The organism is Actinomyces israelii DSM 43320 (assembly GCF_000711965.1).
GTDB classification, from domain to species: domain Bacteria; phylum Actinomycetota; class Actinomycetes; order Actinomycetales; family Actinomycetaceae; genus Actinomyces; species Actinomyces israelii.
Genome location: NZ_JONS01000062.1, coordinates 1 through 16,625 on the forward strand (window position 1 = coordinate 1; position 16,625 = coordinate 16,625).

The window sequence follows — 16,625 nt, forward strand, 5'->3', positions numbered from 1 at the left end:
CCGGGGCGCCGGCGGCCGTGGCCGCCGGGCGCCAGCCGGCTCGGGGACCGGCATCTGGTCGTCGGGGAGCCGGTTGAGGGGACCCTCGCCGGCCTGGGCCGGGTCACTCACCCAGGACCTCGCGGCGGTAGGACATCGCGGACAGGGAGACTCCGAAGTAGGCGGCCATCGCGATGGTGTCCATGCCCTGGGCGGTGCAGGCGCGGACCTCGTCGGCGGGCATGAGCACGTTGCCGGCGAGCTCGTTGGCGTAGACCTCCGGGGCAGTGCCCCTGCCGGCCTCGGAGCGGGCGTTGACGAGCGCCATGTACACCGATCCCTCGCCCTCGCCGCGCGCCACGCCAGCCCCCCCGAGGTGCAGCCATAGCGTAGCGGACATGGAGGATATAGGCGCTTCCGGCGCCCCGGCCCGCCGGGACCTTCCGGCGTCATCGCGGGCTTCTCGCTGGTGCGCCTCGCCACCGCAAACACGAACCACTGGTCGACGTTGTTGGCGTTTGGCAAGACACTCGCACCGCATGACTCCCGCCAGGGTGGCGATCTGGCCATCGATTCTGGAACTACCAGCCCCAGGAGCGACAGCCTCGGCGTGCCTAGTCATACCGACTGCAGTGTCGAAGGTCCTAGCAGTGTTCTTGGTCATACTGACCGTGGTACTGACCCCATCACTTCCGACCACAACAGCGCCAACCGTAACGATCCGGCCGGCGGTGCCAACCAGACGAGCAGCGCTACCGACAACCCTGCCACCGATCCTGCTCGTGCCCATGACGGCAGCGATGCCTCCTCGTCCTCAGGCCTGCCTGGAGGCTCAAACCCTCCGGATGTACTTGAAGACGCAGGTCTCCCAGTCTCACCCGAAGGCTCAGAGTCCCCAGTAGTCTCGCCTGAAGACGTAGATCGTCGACCGACGGGGCCTGTCAATCCCAAGTACCGGCCCCTGCCGCCAGCCACGACTGCGCGGATACAGGAGCTGCTCGGTCAGGGCCTTGGCATCACTGAAATCGCCAGGCGGGTCGGTGTCCACAGAGATGCGGTACGTCGTATCCGCCGTAAACAGCCCTATCCTACAGGGCGGAAGCGTCGCTTCACCGATGAGGATCGTCAGCAAGCTCAGGTGCTTCGACGTCAAGGAAAAACCTTCACGCAGATTGGCCTTGAACTCGGCTTTGACCGCTGCACCATCAGCAAGCACCTGGCTGAGCATTCTTCATAGCGCTACCTGCGACTGGCATCTCAGCGGGTCAGGGCCAATTGAGGCTGGGCTTGTGAATGAAAATAGTCCTCATCGCAAGCCACCCCACTAAAAATCCTCCGCTGTGTAACCTGAAAACTACTCACCGAGGATCCTTTGGGCGACACGGCGTATGTCTGTGTTGGATAGAGTGGAGTCGGTGGAAGAAGTCAAGGGGATGTAGGATTTTATGTGCCGATAAATGATGAAGTGTTTTGATTGTATGGCTGCGTTGGCTACGGCAGCCAAACCGTAGCAGCAGGCACTGCCTCTCGCCCGCTGACGATGGCGGAGTGGCGTTCCCTGGCCGTAGTTTACAATCGTACGCAATCTACTCCCGCGCGAGTAAGCGTGTGCTTTCAGGATATTGCTTTGGCCTCACCTGCTCGGCTTAGATTTGTGCCATGAGATGTCACGTGGTCGGTTGCTGCACAAGATCTGGGAACTTGGCCTCAACCAGACGCAGCCGCTTGTCGAGGGCTTGGTATTTTTTATCCTGCATTTCATAGACGGCTTCATCTGCTACCTCGCGTGACCCCTCCTCAATGAAGAGGCCATGTTTTAACTCTGCAATATCTGCACGAATAGTAGCCTGGCCCGTTTCCAGCTTGCTGAACCGTTCGTCGACTTTAGCAAACCGTTTGTCAATACGGAGCTCCATATCTTTCACAACATCTGTGAGGTTCTTATGGTCGGTACGGATGTCGGCCAGCTGGCCTTCGATATGTTCGAAGCGATCGTCGATCTGTTCGAACCGTTTATCGATCTGTTCAAACTTGGCGTTTATCGTCTCGGCCAGCGTCTTAACAGCCTCTGTAAGGCTCTGAACCTGGACGGTTAGATCTTTTACTTGGATAGTGAGCTTTTCATTTGTCATAGTTCTATTTAAGCACAAACGGGCTGTGTTACCAAAGGAATTGCTGTCCAACTATGCTGGTTTCAGAAGCTCCTTTCGACTGGCGCCAGGCTCCGTCGCGAAGCGTCATCCAGTCCTTTGCTGCGGAGAAGACCTGCTCCTCCCGTATCAACAATCTGGCGACTCCTCTCCGCGCCAAACAGGTGGTAGCAAGGCGTCACGATGTCTCTGTTTCATCAAATCTTGACATGGCAGTGCCCTGCTTCGGCCCGTTTGAATCGCTCCTCGGCCTTCAGACTCATACCGGCAACTACATTCTTAAGATTTTGTAGTTATGGGCATATCGAGTAGTCGGTTGGTTATGGTACCGAGACAAACTTCAATCTGTTCGAAACAGTCATCAATTTCCTCGAGCATTTTTAATGAACTTCTCGACTACCGAAGGGAGCCTTCCCCATATTTTCCAGTATTGCATCGCCTGCTTGCGGGCCATGTCAAACACTTCTTCTACTACGTCAGCTACTCTCGCGTCATCATTGTTGGGAAACAATCGTTTGCGAGCATCCAGATTGGTTGCTACGGCGACAAAAGCGGGGTCAGCGCGACTTTGGTTCATAACCACAGAAGCCGGATATGCTCCGCCGTGATGCTTCCCTTCCGCATATACGACGAGGCAATAGAAAATGTCGAACTGACAAAGGTCATTCAATAAGACATCGTCATCGGCGATTTGATTTGGATCGAGCGTGCTCACGTTAGGCATGCTGGGCCGCATAGCCGGATGCTCAATCTGAAGCATTCGAGCCGCAGGGATCATCATCCCTTTTTCGCCATCAACTTGCTCACTTCGGCTGCCGCCGACCTGTCCGTGGCGGATCCACGAGGAATAGATGTATGAATCACTCCCGGGTTGAGGATAAGGATAGAGAACGAGATCGTGCAATGTGGTCCAGTCGCTCATCCGTACAGCCTCACTACCGATGACATACAGCCGGATAACAATATCCAACTGCTTCCGCACTTGAGTCAGGCCCACGTCGCCGATAGAACCGTAGATGTCATATAGGCACTTGATTGCCGCATGAGCAATAGCTGTCCTGTCGAAAAATATCGATTGGACTGCGATGATTGTAAGCTTATCAAGGGCCTGAGTGTACGTCTCATCTCTGAGAGCACAAGACTTTGCTCGCTGAATGAACTGCTGGATCCGAATCTTGTTATCTGACTCAAGATGCAGCGTAAGGATCTCCAGGAACGCCGCGTCCGACATGTCTACCGACAGCAGGGCGATAGCAGTGTTGGTCGACTGGCCATTGCTCTGCGCTCGCACCATTTTCGCTACATCGCGAATCAAGTCATCTATAGGTGCACGCGCTTCTTCTCTCAGTCGATGATCTCTGGCAGCCATAAGGTCGCCCCAGTGCGCATGGCGCAAGTACTCATTCTTTGCACCTTCCCTAACATACACAACACCTTCTTGAAACACAGTTTTGTTCTTGCCATTCACGACATATTGTCCAATCGCGCTCATGGGTGTTGGCAGTCCATCGCGGTGGCTGGGCAGATAGATCACGACAACTTCATGATTGTCTATTTCGTGAATTTGGGCTATTACATGAGCCTCACCTTCAATGTATTTACGAATAATGTCACCGAGCGCAGATCCGTCAAATAACTTACGGTTGAGGCTGCCACGAGAAATAGTCAGCCTATTTTCCTTTGTGTTGTCCTCGTCAACTCCAATGACGATATAGCCACCTGGCGGGCGGTTCATCATAGCAACAGCATCTTTGACGAAGTTGAGCCTACCCTTGTTGTCAGTCAGATCGATGTTGGCTTTGAAATCAAGGTGGGTCTGCTCGGGCTCTAGCAGCAGTTCGTGGAGTTTTTCAACATCGGTGCGTCCATCGACAGCGACGGTCATTTACATTCCTAATCTACCTATTACCTAATAACTACGAGTAGTGGTTAACGCAAAACATGAGGACGCGATAACGATCTACATAAAATACGATAGCACGACTATCTGGGTGCAGTTGTCGAACAAGACGATTTGTTGCAGATTCGTTACATAGCAAGGAGGGCAACATTTCGCTCAAACTTGAAGCTGACAATCCAGGTTGCTTGGCGATGGCGCCCCACCGATCCACATGCTTCTCGAAAACCGCTCCGAGGCCACCCGTCCATATCTCAGGCATCTATGTTGGCGCTATCTTCGCAGTCCTCTCACCAGCTCCCCGGGGTCTACGCCGAGCGCTTGGGCGATGCGCAGGATGTTGTGCAGGGACAGGTTGCGCTGGCCGCGCTCGACCTGGCCGATGAAGGTCCAGTGCAGGTCGCTGTTCTCGGCCAGCGCTTCCTGGGACTGGCCCAGCTCGTGTCGTCGGGCGCGTACCCGTGCTCCGAACTCGCCAGCGGCGGGCGAGACGGGCGGCTTGGGCGAGGTACCAGACACCTCGCCATCTCATCGATCCCAGCTCTCTGCGTCCAGAGACTATGTATCTCAAGCAAATATGTCCTATGCTGTGATGCGACCCGACCAGGAGGAGGTGATCGCCATGGGTGGCTGCTGACCCTACGTACCGGCGTCGGTATGCGCGCCGTGACAGCGTCCGTCAGGCAGCCCGTGCCGGGCGGACGCTGTCGTTATGGCTGGTAGCCTGCCGACCAGGTTGCTTTCGCGTAGCGTGGCTCACCGTTCGCTGCTGCTCCCCCGGCAGCGTCCAGGCGAAGACCAGGCCCGCTCTCGGGAAGAGCCAGCCGTCGTAGCGGTAGCGCACCGCGGCGTGCTCCGGCTCCTCAAGCACCCGGCCACCATCGCCGCGGGAGGCGAAGTCCATCACCCGCATGGTGGCGATGTCTGCTGAGTCGTAGCTCAGCTCAACGTCCAGCCCTTTGGTAGGGCGATCAATGGCAAGATGGAAGGTGTGGCCGTCCTGTGGCGCCATGGTCCGGAACCGAAAGGCCACCACCACCGGCTGGCCGCACTGGATGAGCTCCTGGCCCAGGTCGACCACGTAAACCTGGGAGACCTCGTCCGCCTGGCGCTGGAACGGCACCTCGACACCATCGACGGTGAAGGACTCCAGGGCGAAGACCGCCGGATCAGTCACGTCAAAGCCAGGGGCCGGCCGGCGGTACCACACGCTGGTCTCCCCGCGCTGTGCCACCAGCTCCTCATAGCGCTGGCGATCCGAGACCACGGCGAACTTGCGGAAGCGGTGGCGCGGTACTACCCGGTACTCCCAGCGAACCAGTAGGTCGAAGAACGGGGTAGGAGCGTTGCTCCTACCCCTCGTTATAGCGAGGCGCGCGTCGACACGGGTGTCATACCAGCGCTCCTCCGCAGCGATGGCCTGGTGCTTGATATCCCCATAGACCTCCCGGCCGAAGGCTGCGTCACCGAAGCGCAGGCCCAAACTGGTCTCAGCCAGATCATCGAGCAGCTCCGGGGTGGCCCACCCGGGCCACATCGTCCGACTCGAAGCGGAAGGCCTCGATGACCGCGTCACGCAGCGCCGGGGCCTCATCGCGCAGCACGCGGCGGAACTGGGCCCGCACCGACGCTTCCTGATCGCGGCGCACCGCCATGTCCAGAATGGTGCCGATCAAGCCAGCCGCCAGCAGCGTCCCACCAACCTCACTGACCGGCAGCACCCGCAACCAGCCCCACGCACCCAGATCCAGACCACCCAGCCAGGCATGGAGCATCAGGAGAAGGATCCCAGCCAAAGTGAAGGAGACCGCTAACAATGCGGTTTTAAGGCGGAGGATAGGGCGTGAGGGAGAAGTGGATTGTGGGCTGTTCAAATGCATCATATCCTAAATAAACTATACCAAAGTCATTGTGTATTTACTATAATCATAGGCATCTATGACCACCCGGAACGACTCAGAAGACAACGCATCGTCAACGCCGTCATCGGCTCGCAGGAGTTGGAGGGCGGGACGGTCGATGCGGATACCAGAAAGACCCTTGAGGCATATGTGCAGGGACAGCTATCGGCCAAGGACCTGATGACCATGGCACACAGCCACAGTACGGGCAGCGCGCCGACTAGCCAGGCTCATGGTCTACCGGCTGCTGCGCGGCCCCTACCTCGACCCGGACACCGGGGTCCTGCGCAACCGGCAGGGCATCACTGACGCCGAGGAGCTGGAACGCATCGAACGGCAGCGAGCCAGCATGGCGGCCACCTGGCTGCTGGCCGAGCTCCGCCCCACCCGCTGGGACCCTGCCCTCCTGCGCTTGCTCCACCAGCAGCTGTTCGGCCAGCTCTACGACTGGGCCGGGCAGTACCGGACGGTAGAGATCAGCAAGGGCACCTCGCGCTTCGCCGCCGCCCAGCACATCCCAGCCCAGATCAAGACGGTACTAGCCGAGCTGGAGCAGGACCGTCGCACCTGGACACCAGGCGACCAGATCGTCCTGGACTACCTGGCCCACACCTACTCCGCCATCCACCCCTTCCGTGAGGGCAACGGCTGAACCATCCGGCTGCTGCTGTCCCTCCTAGCCAACCGCTACCACTGGGACCTCCAGTGGCAACACACCACCGCCGAGCACAACCAACACGCCTGCGCCCTCGCCTTCTACGGCGACGAGACCGAGCTACGGGCGATGATGCGACGAGTGAGGAGTAGGATCTGAGGGACTGTCCGCCGCAAGTAAGCGAGGAGTAAGGTAATGGAGAGCGACGATGACTTTCGAGCAGTAAAACTGCCATTCTCGCCCCAAGAATATGCGTGCACATGGCATCTTCCCAGAATCCAAACAGAAGTCGAGAGTAATGAAGCGCACCAAGACGATGATGGCAAGGATGGGTTCATAAAGGTAAACGGAACATTAGATCTCACAGTTGGGCATCATCCGCATGGATCGTTCTACGGAGAACTTCCGATTGTATGGGAGGAAGATAGTACCCAATTTCCGCAGATCAACGACTATGACTGCCTTACCGGAAAGTTGTCTACCGGCGCTCATTTTACCCTGATAAATGGACAATATAATTATTGGCTTCCGGGCCAAGGATACGTTAACGGCGCCTTCGCGATACTTTCCCGGAAACCTTTCAAGCACAATGAGTATCGGACGTATCAGTCAATAGAATTACAACTGGAAGGACTTGATAAAATTATCGATGTTAATCCAGCAAAAATACAGGCTGATCCTGGTAAAAAATCTATCTTCTCGGCCACGTGCAGCAACGCGTGTTGGGAATGGAGATCTGACGATGTATCGATGAAACTACACTTTATTGGACGAGCCCGGCGAGACTCCTTTAACTTCACCATGAGGTTTGCGCCCGTCCTGCAGATCAAGGCAAATAGTCCCTTGACCATTGTTGATTGGTGGCTGAAGTGGACCGTTCCCATCCAAGAACTTCTTGCGTCCGCGATCGGTCGAACTCCAGACGTTATGTATATGCTTGCGATCGCAGACCGCACTCCGAAGCGAGAATGGAAAGACCAGATATTTAGATGGGACATCAAGCAGGAATCTCTCTATCCTAATGCCGACGAAATCAAGAAAAGCAAACCCGCGATCAAGATTCAAGAAGACGGGGTAAACCTTCTTGATCTCCTGATAAGGTGGCGAGAACTGCACGCGTCGCACCACCCACTCATTGAGACGTACGATAGCCTCGCTTTTTCGGCGGATCAGCATCCACGCTCGCGATTCCTCCTCCTTATCCAAGCACTGGAAGGGCTATACGGATTTGAACATCAAGAGGAACGATGCCAGCAACGTCAAGCATACAGAGAAGAAAAAAGAAAGTTCTTGGATCGGATGAGAGAAATCACTAAGAATAAAATAATTACAGAAGATGATTATCGGTTCCTGAGAGATAATTTGATGCCAAATCCGTTCATTACTCTGGAAAGCGCGTTGATTGCGATTCTTGACACTCTTTCAGGTGATGTTAAGGAAAAACTTGCCGGAAGTGCGCTCATTAGGAAAGTGCGAGAGTCTGAAGCAAATCCGAACATGAAAGTAGAGGCAGTGCTTGCGTTTGTTCGCAACAAACTCTCGCACGGTGCGACTAGTTTTGAGCCTGGCGACCTCGACGATGTAGCCGAAACACTGGACCGTGTTGTCCGCGCAGAGTTGCTTCGTGTCCTCGGTGCTCCTGAGGCATGTCGGCTGAGACTGCTTGGACCTAGCGAAGCATAGTAGCGCGTATCATCGAGGATTTCTCGCCAGTGATTGTTCCTCGCGGTAGACAGGAAGCTGCCCGATCACCATCGGTGTGCCGCTGTCTGAGAGTTTCCAGGTCCGGGTACTGCGCCTGGACGGGGAGGCGGCCGTCAGGACCCGCACGACGCAGATATAGGGGCTCAGCGCTTTGATCGAGTGGGTCCTCAACGGCTCCCGCGCCACCCTGCGGGCTGCCGCCGCATCCCACGCCGCCGGGGCCCGCAGAGGCGTTGAGACAACCCCCGGAGGCGGTGCGCTCCCGCCCGTGCGCTCCCAGGGCCCGCCAGGCCGCAGCCACGCCGAAAGGACCCGGCGCCACCGTCCCGGCCGCCGGGCCCGGGGCTCGCGCCCCGACCTGGTCCGGCGCGGGCTCCCGCCGCCAGCCAGCCGGGAGAGCAGGTGGGTGGGCGACATCCACTTGCATCATCACCTGGGAGGGGCTCGATCTGCTTGGCGACCGTTGCTGGCTGCTGCACGAAGAAAGCAGTCGGGTACGCGATTGGGGCGACAGCACGCGGCACCAGTCCTGATGTGCGAGGCGATCGATATGGCGGCCCGCAGGTGCCCGTACACGACAGGAGAGACGGTATTCCACTCGGACCAGGGCTGCCAGTACACCTCCGAGCAGTTCTCCCAGCATCTGGGGAGATATGAGATCATCGCTTCCACGGGCAGGACCGGGGTGTGCTGGGACAATGCCTGGGCGGAGTCGTTCAATGCGACCCTGAAGAACGAGAGGGTCTATCAGATGGTGTATCCCACAAGAAGCAAGGCCATCCGGGATGCTGCCCCCCCAGGTCGAGCCCGGTACACACGATCAGAAACGACTCCAATCCGCCCTGGGGTACAGGACGCAGGGCGAGGTCGGCCAGGAGCACCGAGCAACAAGACAAGCAGCTTGAGACACCATTTTCAGAGCTGTCCGAGACACGCCCGGCAGTCCACACCTCCTGTCCGTCATACACCGCATGGAGACCAACCAGCAGCCAAGTCGCCGGCGGAGACGTGAGGGAGGAGGATGTCAGGCTGACTGGCCCGGGTGGCTGGGCCAGCCTTGGTAGACCAGGCAGTGGTGCACGCTTGGCCTCGATGGGTGCTGGGGCCCTTCGGTCACCCAGCATCGCCCGCAGCCTGACTGCACAAGCGACCTGTTCCGGCCTGGCGAGGATCCGAGGATCATCATGGCTGCGGAGACACGGTGGAACAGTTGCTGCAAGGGGTTGCATGATGTCCTGATGTTACGGTATGGTAACGCCAGGTCCACAACAGCGCGTGGACGTCGCCCGAGGAACTAAACTGGTTCCTCGCACAGGCTGCCTTTCTGGCGCTATCCCGTAGTTCTTCGCTATCTCTGGTTCGATCCACTGGTGCAGGTTCCATACCAGCACTCACTGACCGCTACACGTACGCATGAGCGGGCAGAGACAACACGGTTTTCTTTGCTCGGGAAAGGAGCCATCATGGCTCGCATCACCACGCCGCCGGCCTGGGCGGCACTCCTGACCACCATCCTGGTGGCTGTCCTGGCAGTTACCTCGACGGCTACCGCCACCGCCGCCGAGCCTCATCAGTTTCAGGTGGCCTTCTCGGACACTGGCATCTACCCCAGAACTTCGGCCAGCTTGTCGGCAGATAAGACTGGCACCGCGCTGGCTGACGGCGACACCGTCACGGTCGTCTGCGAGATGGAGGGTGAGCAGGTCAGCAACGGCCACACCGCACCCTCTACCATCTGGGCCAAGCTGGACACCGGCGTCTTCATCCCCAACGCCTATCTATACACCGGTACTGATGGGCGGACGCCTGGGGTGGAGGAGTGTGCGGGGGAGCAGCAAGAAACTTCTATCCCTGACACGCCTCATACTGACGCCTCGCTGGCGACATCAGACATTCCAAGATCTGCTTTCTCGCCGTATCACCCAGAAGTCGCGATCGACTGGGCCAACAGCCACTACAATGATGATCCGCGCTTTGGGGATTCAAACTGCACGTGGTTTGTCAGCCAAGCCCTTTGGGCTGGCGGCATCCAACCCACAGATACTTGGACTCCTGTTGCGTCTCCATTTACCTTTCGACCACCAACAACCGCAAGCGTCGCAGATCACCTATACGGTTATCTCTTGGAGAGCGGCCAGGTAGAAATGCGAGGAATCTCTTGGTCAGACAATACTGCGGCCGGGGCAGATGTTGGAGATCTCATCTTTTACGATCTCAAAATTAATGACCAGTACGACATTGACCATGTCGCCATCGTTAGCGGATTTACTGATGAAGGGTACCCGCTCGTGACTCAGCAGGGGAGGAAGGACAAGGGGCGGTCATGGGGCGAAAAAGATGGCCGAAAGGGGTGGATACAGGATATTTACTACAGCAGCGGGTGGGGTGAGCCTAGGGCTTACTTGATCAAATTTAAGAACTGATTTATACTGAGATCAGATGATATCTGATCTTCTCGTTCAGTTCGCACGCAGCCCCGAGTGGTACATGGAACGCCACTCGGGGCTGAACTGGCTTGTTTCACCAATCAAATTCGGCAATCCTGCTCCAGATTTTTCCATTCCTACACCATGGTGGGGAGCCGCCTACTTTGATATCGCCTCCACGTCTGCACTCATTTTGCTGTATGCGACGGCGTTTATTGGCCTGCTTTGGATTGCAACGTTCATTGTTGTTCGTTATCGCAGCTGGTCATGGATGTTAGTTCCGATGGGAGCCCTAGCCGCTGGGGGCCTATTTCTTGTAGGGTTACTTCACAAAATGTATTACTGGTTCTTTGAGGTCAAGTACGCTAATATTGGAATATTCTGTCTATGCATAACCATAACCATCGTGTTGTGCACTAGTTTTGTGCGCAAAAATGGTGAACCAAAAACTGAGAGCATCTACGGTGATGGTAGCGCATGACTAATTGTGATTATCTATGTTCTATTCCGCGCCCCGAAAGTCGTTTACCATTACCTCAGGAAGGCCATTCACGGTATAACACAACACTACGACAGAGACCTGTGTCAATTCACGGAAACGCAGGCTGTGAGAATCCTAGCGGATAAGGTTCCAAACCGCTTTTGCTAGGATAACCCCAGAAAGTATATGGCAATACCACAATAAGAGTGGCCGTTCGGCCCTGTAACCCCTCCACGGTCATCCACCCCCGGCAAAACCTTAGCGTACGTCCAGCGGACTCGCCATAGACCTCAACCCAGCTCAACTACCCCCTATAACCCCTCTACCGTTTCTCCCGATCTATACATACATCAGGCGGACGAGGATGTTATGGTTATCGTCGGCGGAGATAATGTCGTCGTCTTGTATGTCTGCGAGGAAAGAGGACGCCATCGAGGCCACAGATGTCGACGTAGTGGTCGAGGCTGACGTCATGATCGGTGGTGGCATCAACCAGGTTGCGGATCCTGCCCCACCAGATCAACGAGCGGTAGATCAGGTCAAGCACCCCACGTGCGTGGTTAGCGACATAGACCTCGCCGACCTACGATGGTGTATGGCCAGACTCTGACGCTTGATACAGTCTCCTCGCCCCTCGTAGACACCCAGGTCACCGTAGACGGGCCTTGTGTCGGTCTCGGCATCACCAGCCACCGTGACCATGTAGACTGTTCGCTTCTGGTGCTGAGTACCTTCTCACCACATATACTCTCCCACCGTCCGGACTAGGCCTTGTTACGAAAGTTGGAACCAGTGGCCAATGTTGACGATGCGCGTAGTGGTCTGATGTCGGAGGACGAGCAAGGCGCTGCGTGTGGGCGAGGTCGCAATGGTGCCTGATAGTGGCCGAAGGCGTGTTCGACGGTGCCCAGGGACGTGGTAGGCAACCGGCGTCGGAGACCCCATCCCCTGTCCGCACGCCAAGCTGACCACGTCCGCACTTTCGTAACAAGGTCTAGCGCTCCACGTCGGCTTAAATGATGACTGCTGCCAGAGAAGTGGCCTGAGTAACCGTTAGCGCGGGTGGATGCAAGTTGAAAGTTTCGTGAGCGTCGCAGATCGTTACCAAACTGTAGTGTTTTATCGACTTCTTTGCGTTGATCGAAGGTAAAATAGTGGGCATCAACAACTCTCTGCAAACGGAAGGCGACTATGGTCACGTCTAAAATCAAACGTACTGTTCGTTTCCACGAAATTAGAATGTTGATGGGCGATCGGAGCCCTGTGAACCAAGAGCAGTGGCACACAATTTTCACCGAAACACATTCTCGTTTTTCCAAAGTAAAATCTCCAGATCGCACTATTATTCGCAATGGTATTGAATACGTCGGCTGGGCCAGTAACGACGCGAACACCACCGAAGACTACTTCATCATTGGCAGGCGCCGCTCTCCTGCTGATAACCCTGGCGTGGAAGACGGGGCCACGCTCCCTACCCCTTTGGAACTAGAGGAAGGCCTCCTTCTTGTCGAGCCCGTATACGTAATTTCAGTTAAAGATACACCGTACGTTGTCACCATTGGCTCTAGCGGATGCCCTCGAAGCGGCGCTATTGCAGACTGGATTACTCGAAAAGGCGGCTATATTGATCAAGACCTTGAAGTCTCAATCGTGCCAGTTCTTCGTCGAGATGCCATGAATAGACTTCAACGAGCTAAAGCTGCGACAGCACTTACGGTTAAGGTGTCCGCCGCGTCCATCGACAGCAGTCACAGCAGTCGCCTTTCACAAGCATTAAGAGCCTCAAAGGGTTTAATAGAAGACGACGGGACTATCTCACTTAGCATTAGTCTTGGGCGTCATAAGAAAAATCGAGACAGCGAATTTGCGCTCCTTGACGATGTTCAAGAACTTGCTGGACTCTCGGCTGCAAATACGGCTCAGGCGCGAGTTCTAGTACCCGAGGGAGATAAGATGGTAACCGAAATGATTGACTTCATCAAAGACAAACTCACAGACCAAGTAACACTTGATGGAGATCCAAATGAGCCACCTTCCCACGCGACAATGATTCGAGCCATGCTTGAAGCCGTCAGCAAGCACCGAAGCCAACTTCCCTAGGCCGAGCATATCATGGGCAGATTACTGAACAAGCCAATCTGGCCAGCACTGCTGAGTCTCGTTATTCCAGCAGGGCACTACCTCTTAGTGCGCTGCAATGTCTGGGTATCACCTTCATTCCCCGAAACCAAAAACTTAGCAACCGCTGTTTTAACGGCGTCGGGATTTCTTGCTTCTATGGCAGGCGTTATCATTGTATTCCTAGTATCCGATAGAGGGGCTACCTTTCGTAACGTTCGCAAGAAATTGAGCTCTTCGTTTGTGCCGCAAACGGTCGGGCTCTTCGCCTTGCCAGCAGTCGCCATGTTCATTGCTGTTTCGACTGAGATCCCTCTTCTGTCTCATTTTGTGATATGGAGTCTAGAATGGGCAATCTGTCTTCTTATTATCGGCGCAGTTTATGATTTTTTATTTCTCTATATCTGCGCTAATGCCGCAGTCACACAAGACAGGGAAGATGAAGGCAGAGAGCGACACGGCAAGGTTAGAAATTCATCGTCAGAATCTGGAGGTTAAGCAGAGATCATTGGTAGACAAATACAATTTGCCTGATGAATTCAGCAATACTCGACAAGAAGATCCTCTGCCCCGCAAAAGGCCACAGAACCCGTCCACCTCACCACTCTCCCACATACTCCCTCAGCACCCGTACCAGGCGGCGGGCGCTCTCGGGGCTGAGGTCCAGGCCACGGATGCCATCACCGATGTAGATCCAGTCCTCGGTCTCACCGTTGAAGCGGTAGCGAACGATGTCGAGGGTAACCGCCTCAGGGTGGTGCTGCACGATCACGGGCCGAGACGAGCTGGGGTAGTGGCCAGGTGAGTAGCCGGTGTGGTGGCTGCCGCTGGGACTGCTGGGGTTGGGACTGGTGTTCCAAGTGGTAGTGCTGGCACTGCTTCCTGAGCTGGCACCGCTCATACCACTACCTCCAGCATTGATGCCGTCGTCGCCAGTGCTGGCGCTACTCCCGTCCGCCTTATCGCTGGTGCTCCCAGCACCGACAGTCTTACTTGTGTGCCCATCACCGACGCTGCTCAGACTGGCACTGCTGCTACTGAGTCCGGAACTAGTGCCGCTCCCGCTCCACGCGCTCCCACTGCTCCCCCTGCTGCCGCCATAGCCCGCGACATAGCGCCGCTGCCGCCACAGCTCCACACACGCCACACCACGACGAGCAGCCGTGTGGACATGCTCATCCGGGGCTTCGCCAGGCTCACGCGGGATGATGCACCAGGCAGGACAGGGTTCTGGCTCCTGGTAGTGGTCTTCGGGATAGTCGAGGAAGTGCGGCATGACGGGTTATTCCTTCTTCTCGTGCGGTTGTCTGGGTGGGTAGACAGCCAATCCAGCAGCAGCCCACAGACAACGCCTCCAGCGGCCAAGCAGTCCAGCACGAGGGTGAGGAGAACGCTGAGGGCAGAAGAGGGAGGATGACACATCGTGCAGACGAGTGTCAGGCAGCTCCACTGCCCTTATTTGGCTGTATACTCGTCCGGTGACTAGCGACAACAACCTGCCAGACCCCACTGATGCGGCTTCGGACCGCCTAATCGTGGCAGCATATGATGCGCTGCCGAGTGAAGAGAAAGAGAAACTTAGTCGTCATATTGTGGACACTTTCTCCGTAGTACCTCGCATCAAGATTAACCTTCCAAAAATTACGGTCCCAAACTCCTTACTCGAAAACCTCAGTAGGACTACGCGACTTTTCACGCAGAACCAGTTCTCACTAACTGAAGCGCTGCCGCCAATGCTAAAAATCCAGTCGCTGTGGGCACAGCAGCACCCGTTCATAAGCAGCGACATATTCAAAAACGTTGCCTTAGTCCAATCAAATCTGGATACCATTACGGCTAACCTCACAAAAAACATGGACTTCGCGTTCATGGACTCTTTAAGCAAGGTTCTGGCAAGTTTCAACAAGGAGTACGCTGGTCAACTAGAGATATTAAAAAAGATATCCTTTTCTGCGCTTCGTCTTCCCGTCAACTTACAAGGCATTGACGGGGTGAACTTTGAGGAAGTTGAGCAAGTAGTCATGGTTGACGGTATCCCCCTCTATGGACTACCGCGTAAAGCCATAACAGAAACACTGCTCAAAACGCCTGGGGCAAGCGAGCGCCATTCTGTCGTTGACAGTGAGTGGAGAAGTATATCTGAAGACTGTCGCGCTACGGTAAAAGAATGTGGCGCAAAATCGGTTGTGCGCTACAGATCTTTCGCCGTAACTGCTCTTGATGCTTTGGATGCAGGACACACAGAGGCCGCTCAGGCGATGGCTGGCACTCTTATCGACACAATTGTCAACTCATACTTCGGCGAGGCGCGACGCAACTACACGCCCGACAGAAACGGAAAGCGAACCACGGCAGCATACAAAGAATTTAGCATCAGAAAATTTATTGCAATTGCCCCATTGTGGCAAGCGTACCAACAGTTCCAGCCACTTAATGGCGGCCCGGTGCCTGTAACCTTCAGCCGGCATGCCACTGCCCATACTGTAGATCCACAGCAATACACCCGAGGCAACGCAGTCCAAGGCCTCATGTTTGCTTGCAGCCTGATATACTTTCTCGATGAGGAAGAACGCACGAGCATTCGGGAGTCGTGCGCATCATAAGTCGACAACGCACCGATGTTGGCTTAGGCATGCACTTACAGCGGCCGTCAGCGCAGTGGCACCGGCAGATGGTACGACAAGATTGTCTAGAACCGCAAGTTAAGCCACTACTAGACGACGATTGATCCTGTTATGCAGGCTTGCCTTTCCCATTACTAACTAGCATCTTTCACGACCTGCGATAGCGTGAGGGCGGTCGCTCAACTCTATCTCCATTAATAAAGTGTTGTGCCAGCATCCCCTAGAACCGACGGCGCCACTCCACCGGACCATACCTTTGCACCCACCGCCTAGCACAGCGCCGCTCAGAGAAGTTGTTGAAGGAGCAGCTGATCTCTGCATCTTCTTGGTTACCTTCAGCGTGCCCGTCACGATGCTGTCGGCAGGGGTAGTCAGCACCTCCCTACCCTCTACAGCCTGCGCTGTCGTCGGAGCATGCCGACGTTGTCGATCAGGGCTACGGCCACGTGGGTCAGGTCATGGTCGCGTAGAATGCGATCGTGTTGCATGATGTTTTCTAGGTCATCCAGGCCGATGCGGTCGATCAGGTCATCGATGCGCAGTAGGTCGTGGTTGCTGCTGTGGTCTGGATGGCGCTCCAACCTGACTCATGACGCTTAGTGTGCCGGGGGTGGGGTGCTCAGGGCGGTGAGGATGTCGTTAGCGGCGTCGGTCAGACGCGGTGCGGCTGCGAGGTGGTGGCCGTTGAGG

General features: G+C 56.0%; 17 protein-coding genes. 9 read left to right on the forward strand and 8 right to left on the reverse strand.

Annotated elements, in window-relative coordinates; genetic code table 11:
* Positions 1–103: 103 nt before the first annotated feature.
* Positions 104–379, reverse strand: a complete 276-nt coding sequence (locus tag O145_RS18740) for an ImmA/IrrE family metallo-endopeptidase (protein WP_169740371.1) — start codon at positions 377–379, stop codon at positions 104–106.
* A 738-nt stretch (positions 380–1,117) separates the two neighbouring features.
* Here O145_RS18740 and O145_RS19415 point away from each other — a divergent pair.
* Positions 1,118–1,216, forward strand: coding sequence for a hypothetical protein (locus O145_RS19415; protein ID WP_229118595.1), 99 nt, complete (start codon positions 1,118–1,120; stop codon positions 1,214–1,216).
* 430 nt (positions 1,217–1,646) lie between these two features.
* Here O145_RS19415 and O145_RS18445 read toward each other — a convergent pair whose 3' ends face one another.
* Positions 1,647–2,111, reverse strand: coding sequence for a hypothetical protein (locus O145_RS18445; RefSeq protein WP_156966792.1), 465 nt, complete (start codon positions 2,109–2,111; stop codon positions 1,647–1,649).
* Positions 2,112–2,164: 53 nt separating this feature from the next.
* Between O145_RS18445 and O145_RS20040 the strand changes: the two genes are divergently transcribed.
* Positions 2,165–2,422 (forward strand): hypothetical protein, encoded by a 258-nt coding sequence (locus O145_RS20040; RefSeq protein ID WP_458859323.1) that lies wholly within the window; start codon positions 2,165–2,167, stop codon positions 2,420–2,422.
* Positions 2,423–2,490: 68 nt separating this feature from the next.
* Here the strand turns inward: O145_RS20040 and O145_RS17670 are convergent, their stop codons facing one another.
* From O145_RS17670 to O145_RS16710, 4 genes are all read right to left on the reverse strand, one after another.
* On the reverse strand, positions 2,491–4,014 hold the full coding sequence (locus O145_RS17670) for an AlbA family DNA-binding domain-containing protein (RefSeq protein ID WP_084682647.1): 1,524 nt from the start codon (positions 4,012–4,014) through the stop codon (positions 2,491–2,493).
* 285 nt (positions 4,015–4,299) lie between these two features.
* Entirely contained in the window at positions 4,300–4,545 is a 246-nt protein-coding gene (locus O145_RS14060; protein WP_043564099.1) for a helix-turn-helix domain-containing protein, read from the reverse strand.
* Positions 4,546–4,705: 160 nt separating this feature from the next.
* The gene (locus tag O145_RS19420) at positions 4,706–5,563 is read right to left on the reverse strand and encodes a hypothetical protein (protein WP_229118594.1); all 858 of its coding nucleotides are present in this window, start codon (positions 5,561–5,563) and stop codon (positions 4,706–4,708) included.
* Positions 5,526–5,909, reverse strand: coding sequence for a hypothetical protein (locus O145_RS16710; RefSeq protein ID WP_169740372.1), 384 nt, complete (start codon positions 5,907–5,909; stop codon positions 5,526–5,528). The genes O145_RS19420 and O145_RS16710 overlap by 38 nt, the downstream gene beginning before the upstream one ends.
* On the opposite strand from O145_RS16710, the gene O145_RS19950 reads away from it, so the two are divergent.
* The 6 genes from O145_RS19950 (at position 5,901) to O145_RS18460 (ending at position 13,293) form a co-directional block, all read left to right on the forward strand.
* Complete coding sequence (locus O145_RS19950) at positions 5,901–6,236, forward strand: antitoxin VbhA family protein (protein WP_169740373.1); 336 nt, start codon at positions 5,901–5,903, stop codon at positions 6,234–6,236. The genes O145_RS16710 and O145_RS19950 overlap by 9 nt on opposite strands.
* The gene (locus O145_RS14070; RefSeq protein ID WP_043564104.1) at positions 6,160–6,579 is read left to right on the forward strand and encodes a Fic/DOC family protein; all 420 of its coding nucleotides are present in this window, start codon (positions 6,160–6,162) and stop codon (positions 6,577–6,579) included. The genes O145_RS19950 and O145_RS14070 overlap by 77 nt, the downstream gene beginning before the upstream one ends.
* Before the next feature lie 198 nt (positions 6,580–6,777).
* Positions 6,778–8,265 (forward strand): ApeA N-terminal domain 1-containing protein, encoded by a 1,488-nt coding sequence (locus tag O145_RS18450; RefSeq protein WP_156966794.1) that lies wholly within the window; start codon positions 6,778–6,780, stop codon positions 8,263–8,265.
* Positions 8,266–9,749: 1,484 nt separating this feature from the next.
* Positions 9,750–10,709: an amidase domain-containing protein gene (locus tag O145_RS17680; RefSeq protein WP_084682649.1), complete on the forward strand. Its 960-nt coding sequence runs from the start codon at positions 9,750–9,752 to the stop codon at positions 10,707–10,709.
* Between the two features lie 16 nt (positions 10,710–10,725).
* Positions 10,726–11,193, forward strand: coding sequence for a hypothetical protein (locus O145_RS18455; RefSeq protein WP_156966796.1), 468 nt, complete (start codon positions 10,726–10,728; stop codon positions 11,191–11,193).
* A 1,191-nt stretch (positions 11,194–12,384) separates the two neighbouring features.
* Positions 12,385–13,293, forward strand: coding sequence for a DUF6731 family protein (locus O145_RS18460; protein WP_156966797.1), 909 nt, complete (start codon positions 12,385–12,387; stop codon positions 13,291–13,293).
* Positions 13,294–13,909: 616 nt separating this feature from the next.
* On the opposite strand, the gene O145_RS18465 is transcribed toward O145_RS18460, so the two are convergent.
* Positions 13,910–14,083 carry a hypothetical protein gene (locus O145_RS18465; RefSeq protein ID WP_156966798.1) on the reverse strand — a complete coding sequence of 58 codons (174 nt, stop codon included), beginning with the start codon at positions 14,081–14,083 and terminating at the stop codon, positions 13,910–13,912.
* 706 nt (positions 14,084–14,789) lie between these two features.
* On the opposite strand from O145_RS18465, the gene O145_RS18470 reads away from it, so the two are divergent.
* Positions 14,790–15,914 carry a hypothetical protein gene (locus tag O145_RS18470; protein WP_156966799.1) on the forward strand — a complete coding sequence of 375 codons (1,125 nt, stop codon included), beginning with the start codon at positions 14,790–14,792 and terminating at the stop codon, positions 15,912–15,914.
* Positions 15,915–16,324: 410 nt separating this feature from the next.
* Here the strand turns inward: O145_RS18470 and O145_RS14075 are convergent, their stop codons facing one another.
* Positions 16,325–16,516, reverse strand: a complete 192-nt coding sequence (locus tag O145_RS14075; protein ID WP_043564101.1) for a hypothetical protein — start codon at positions 16,514–16,516, stop codon at positions 16,325–16,327.
* Positions 16,517–16,625 lie beyond the last annotated feature (109 nt).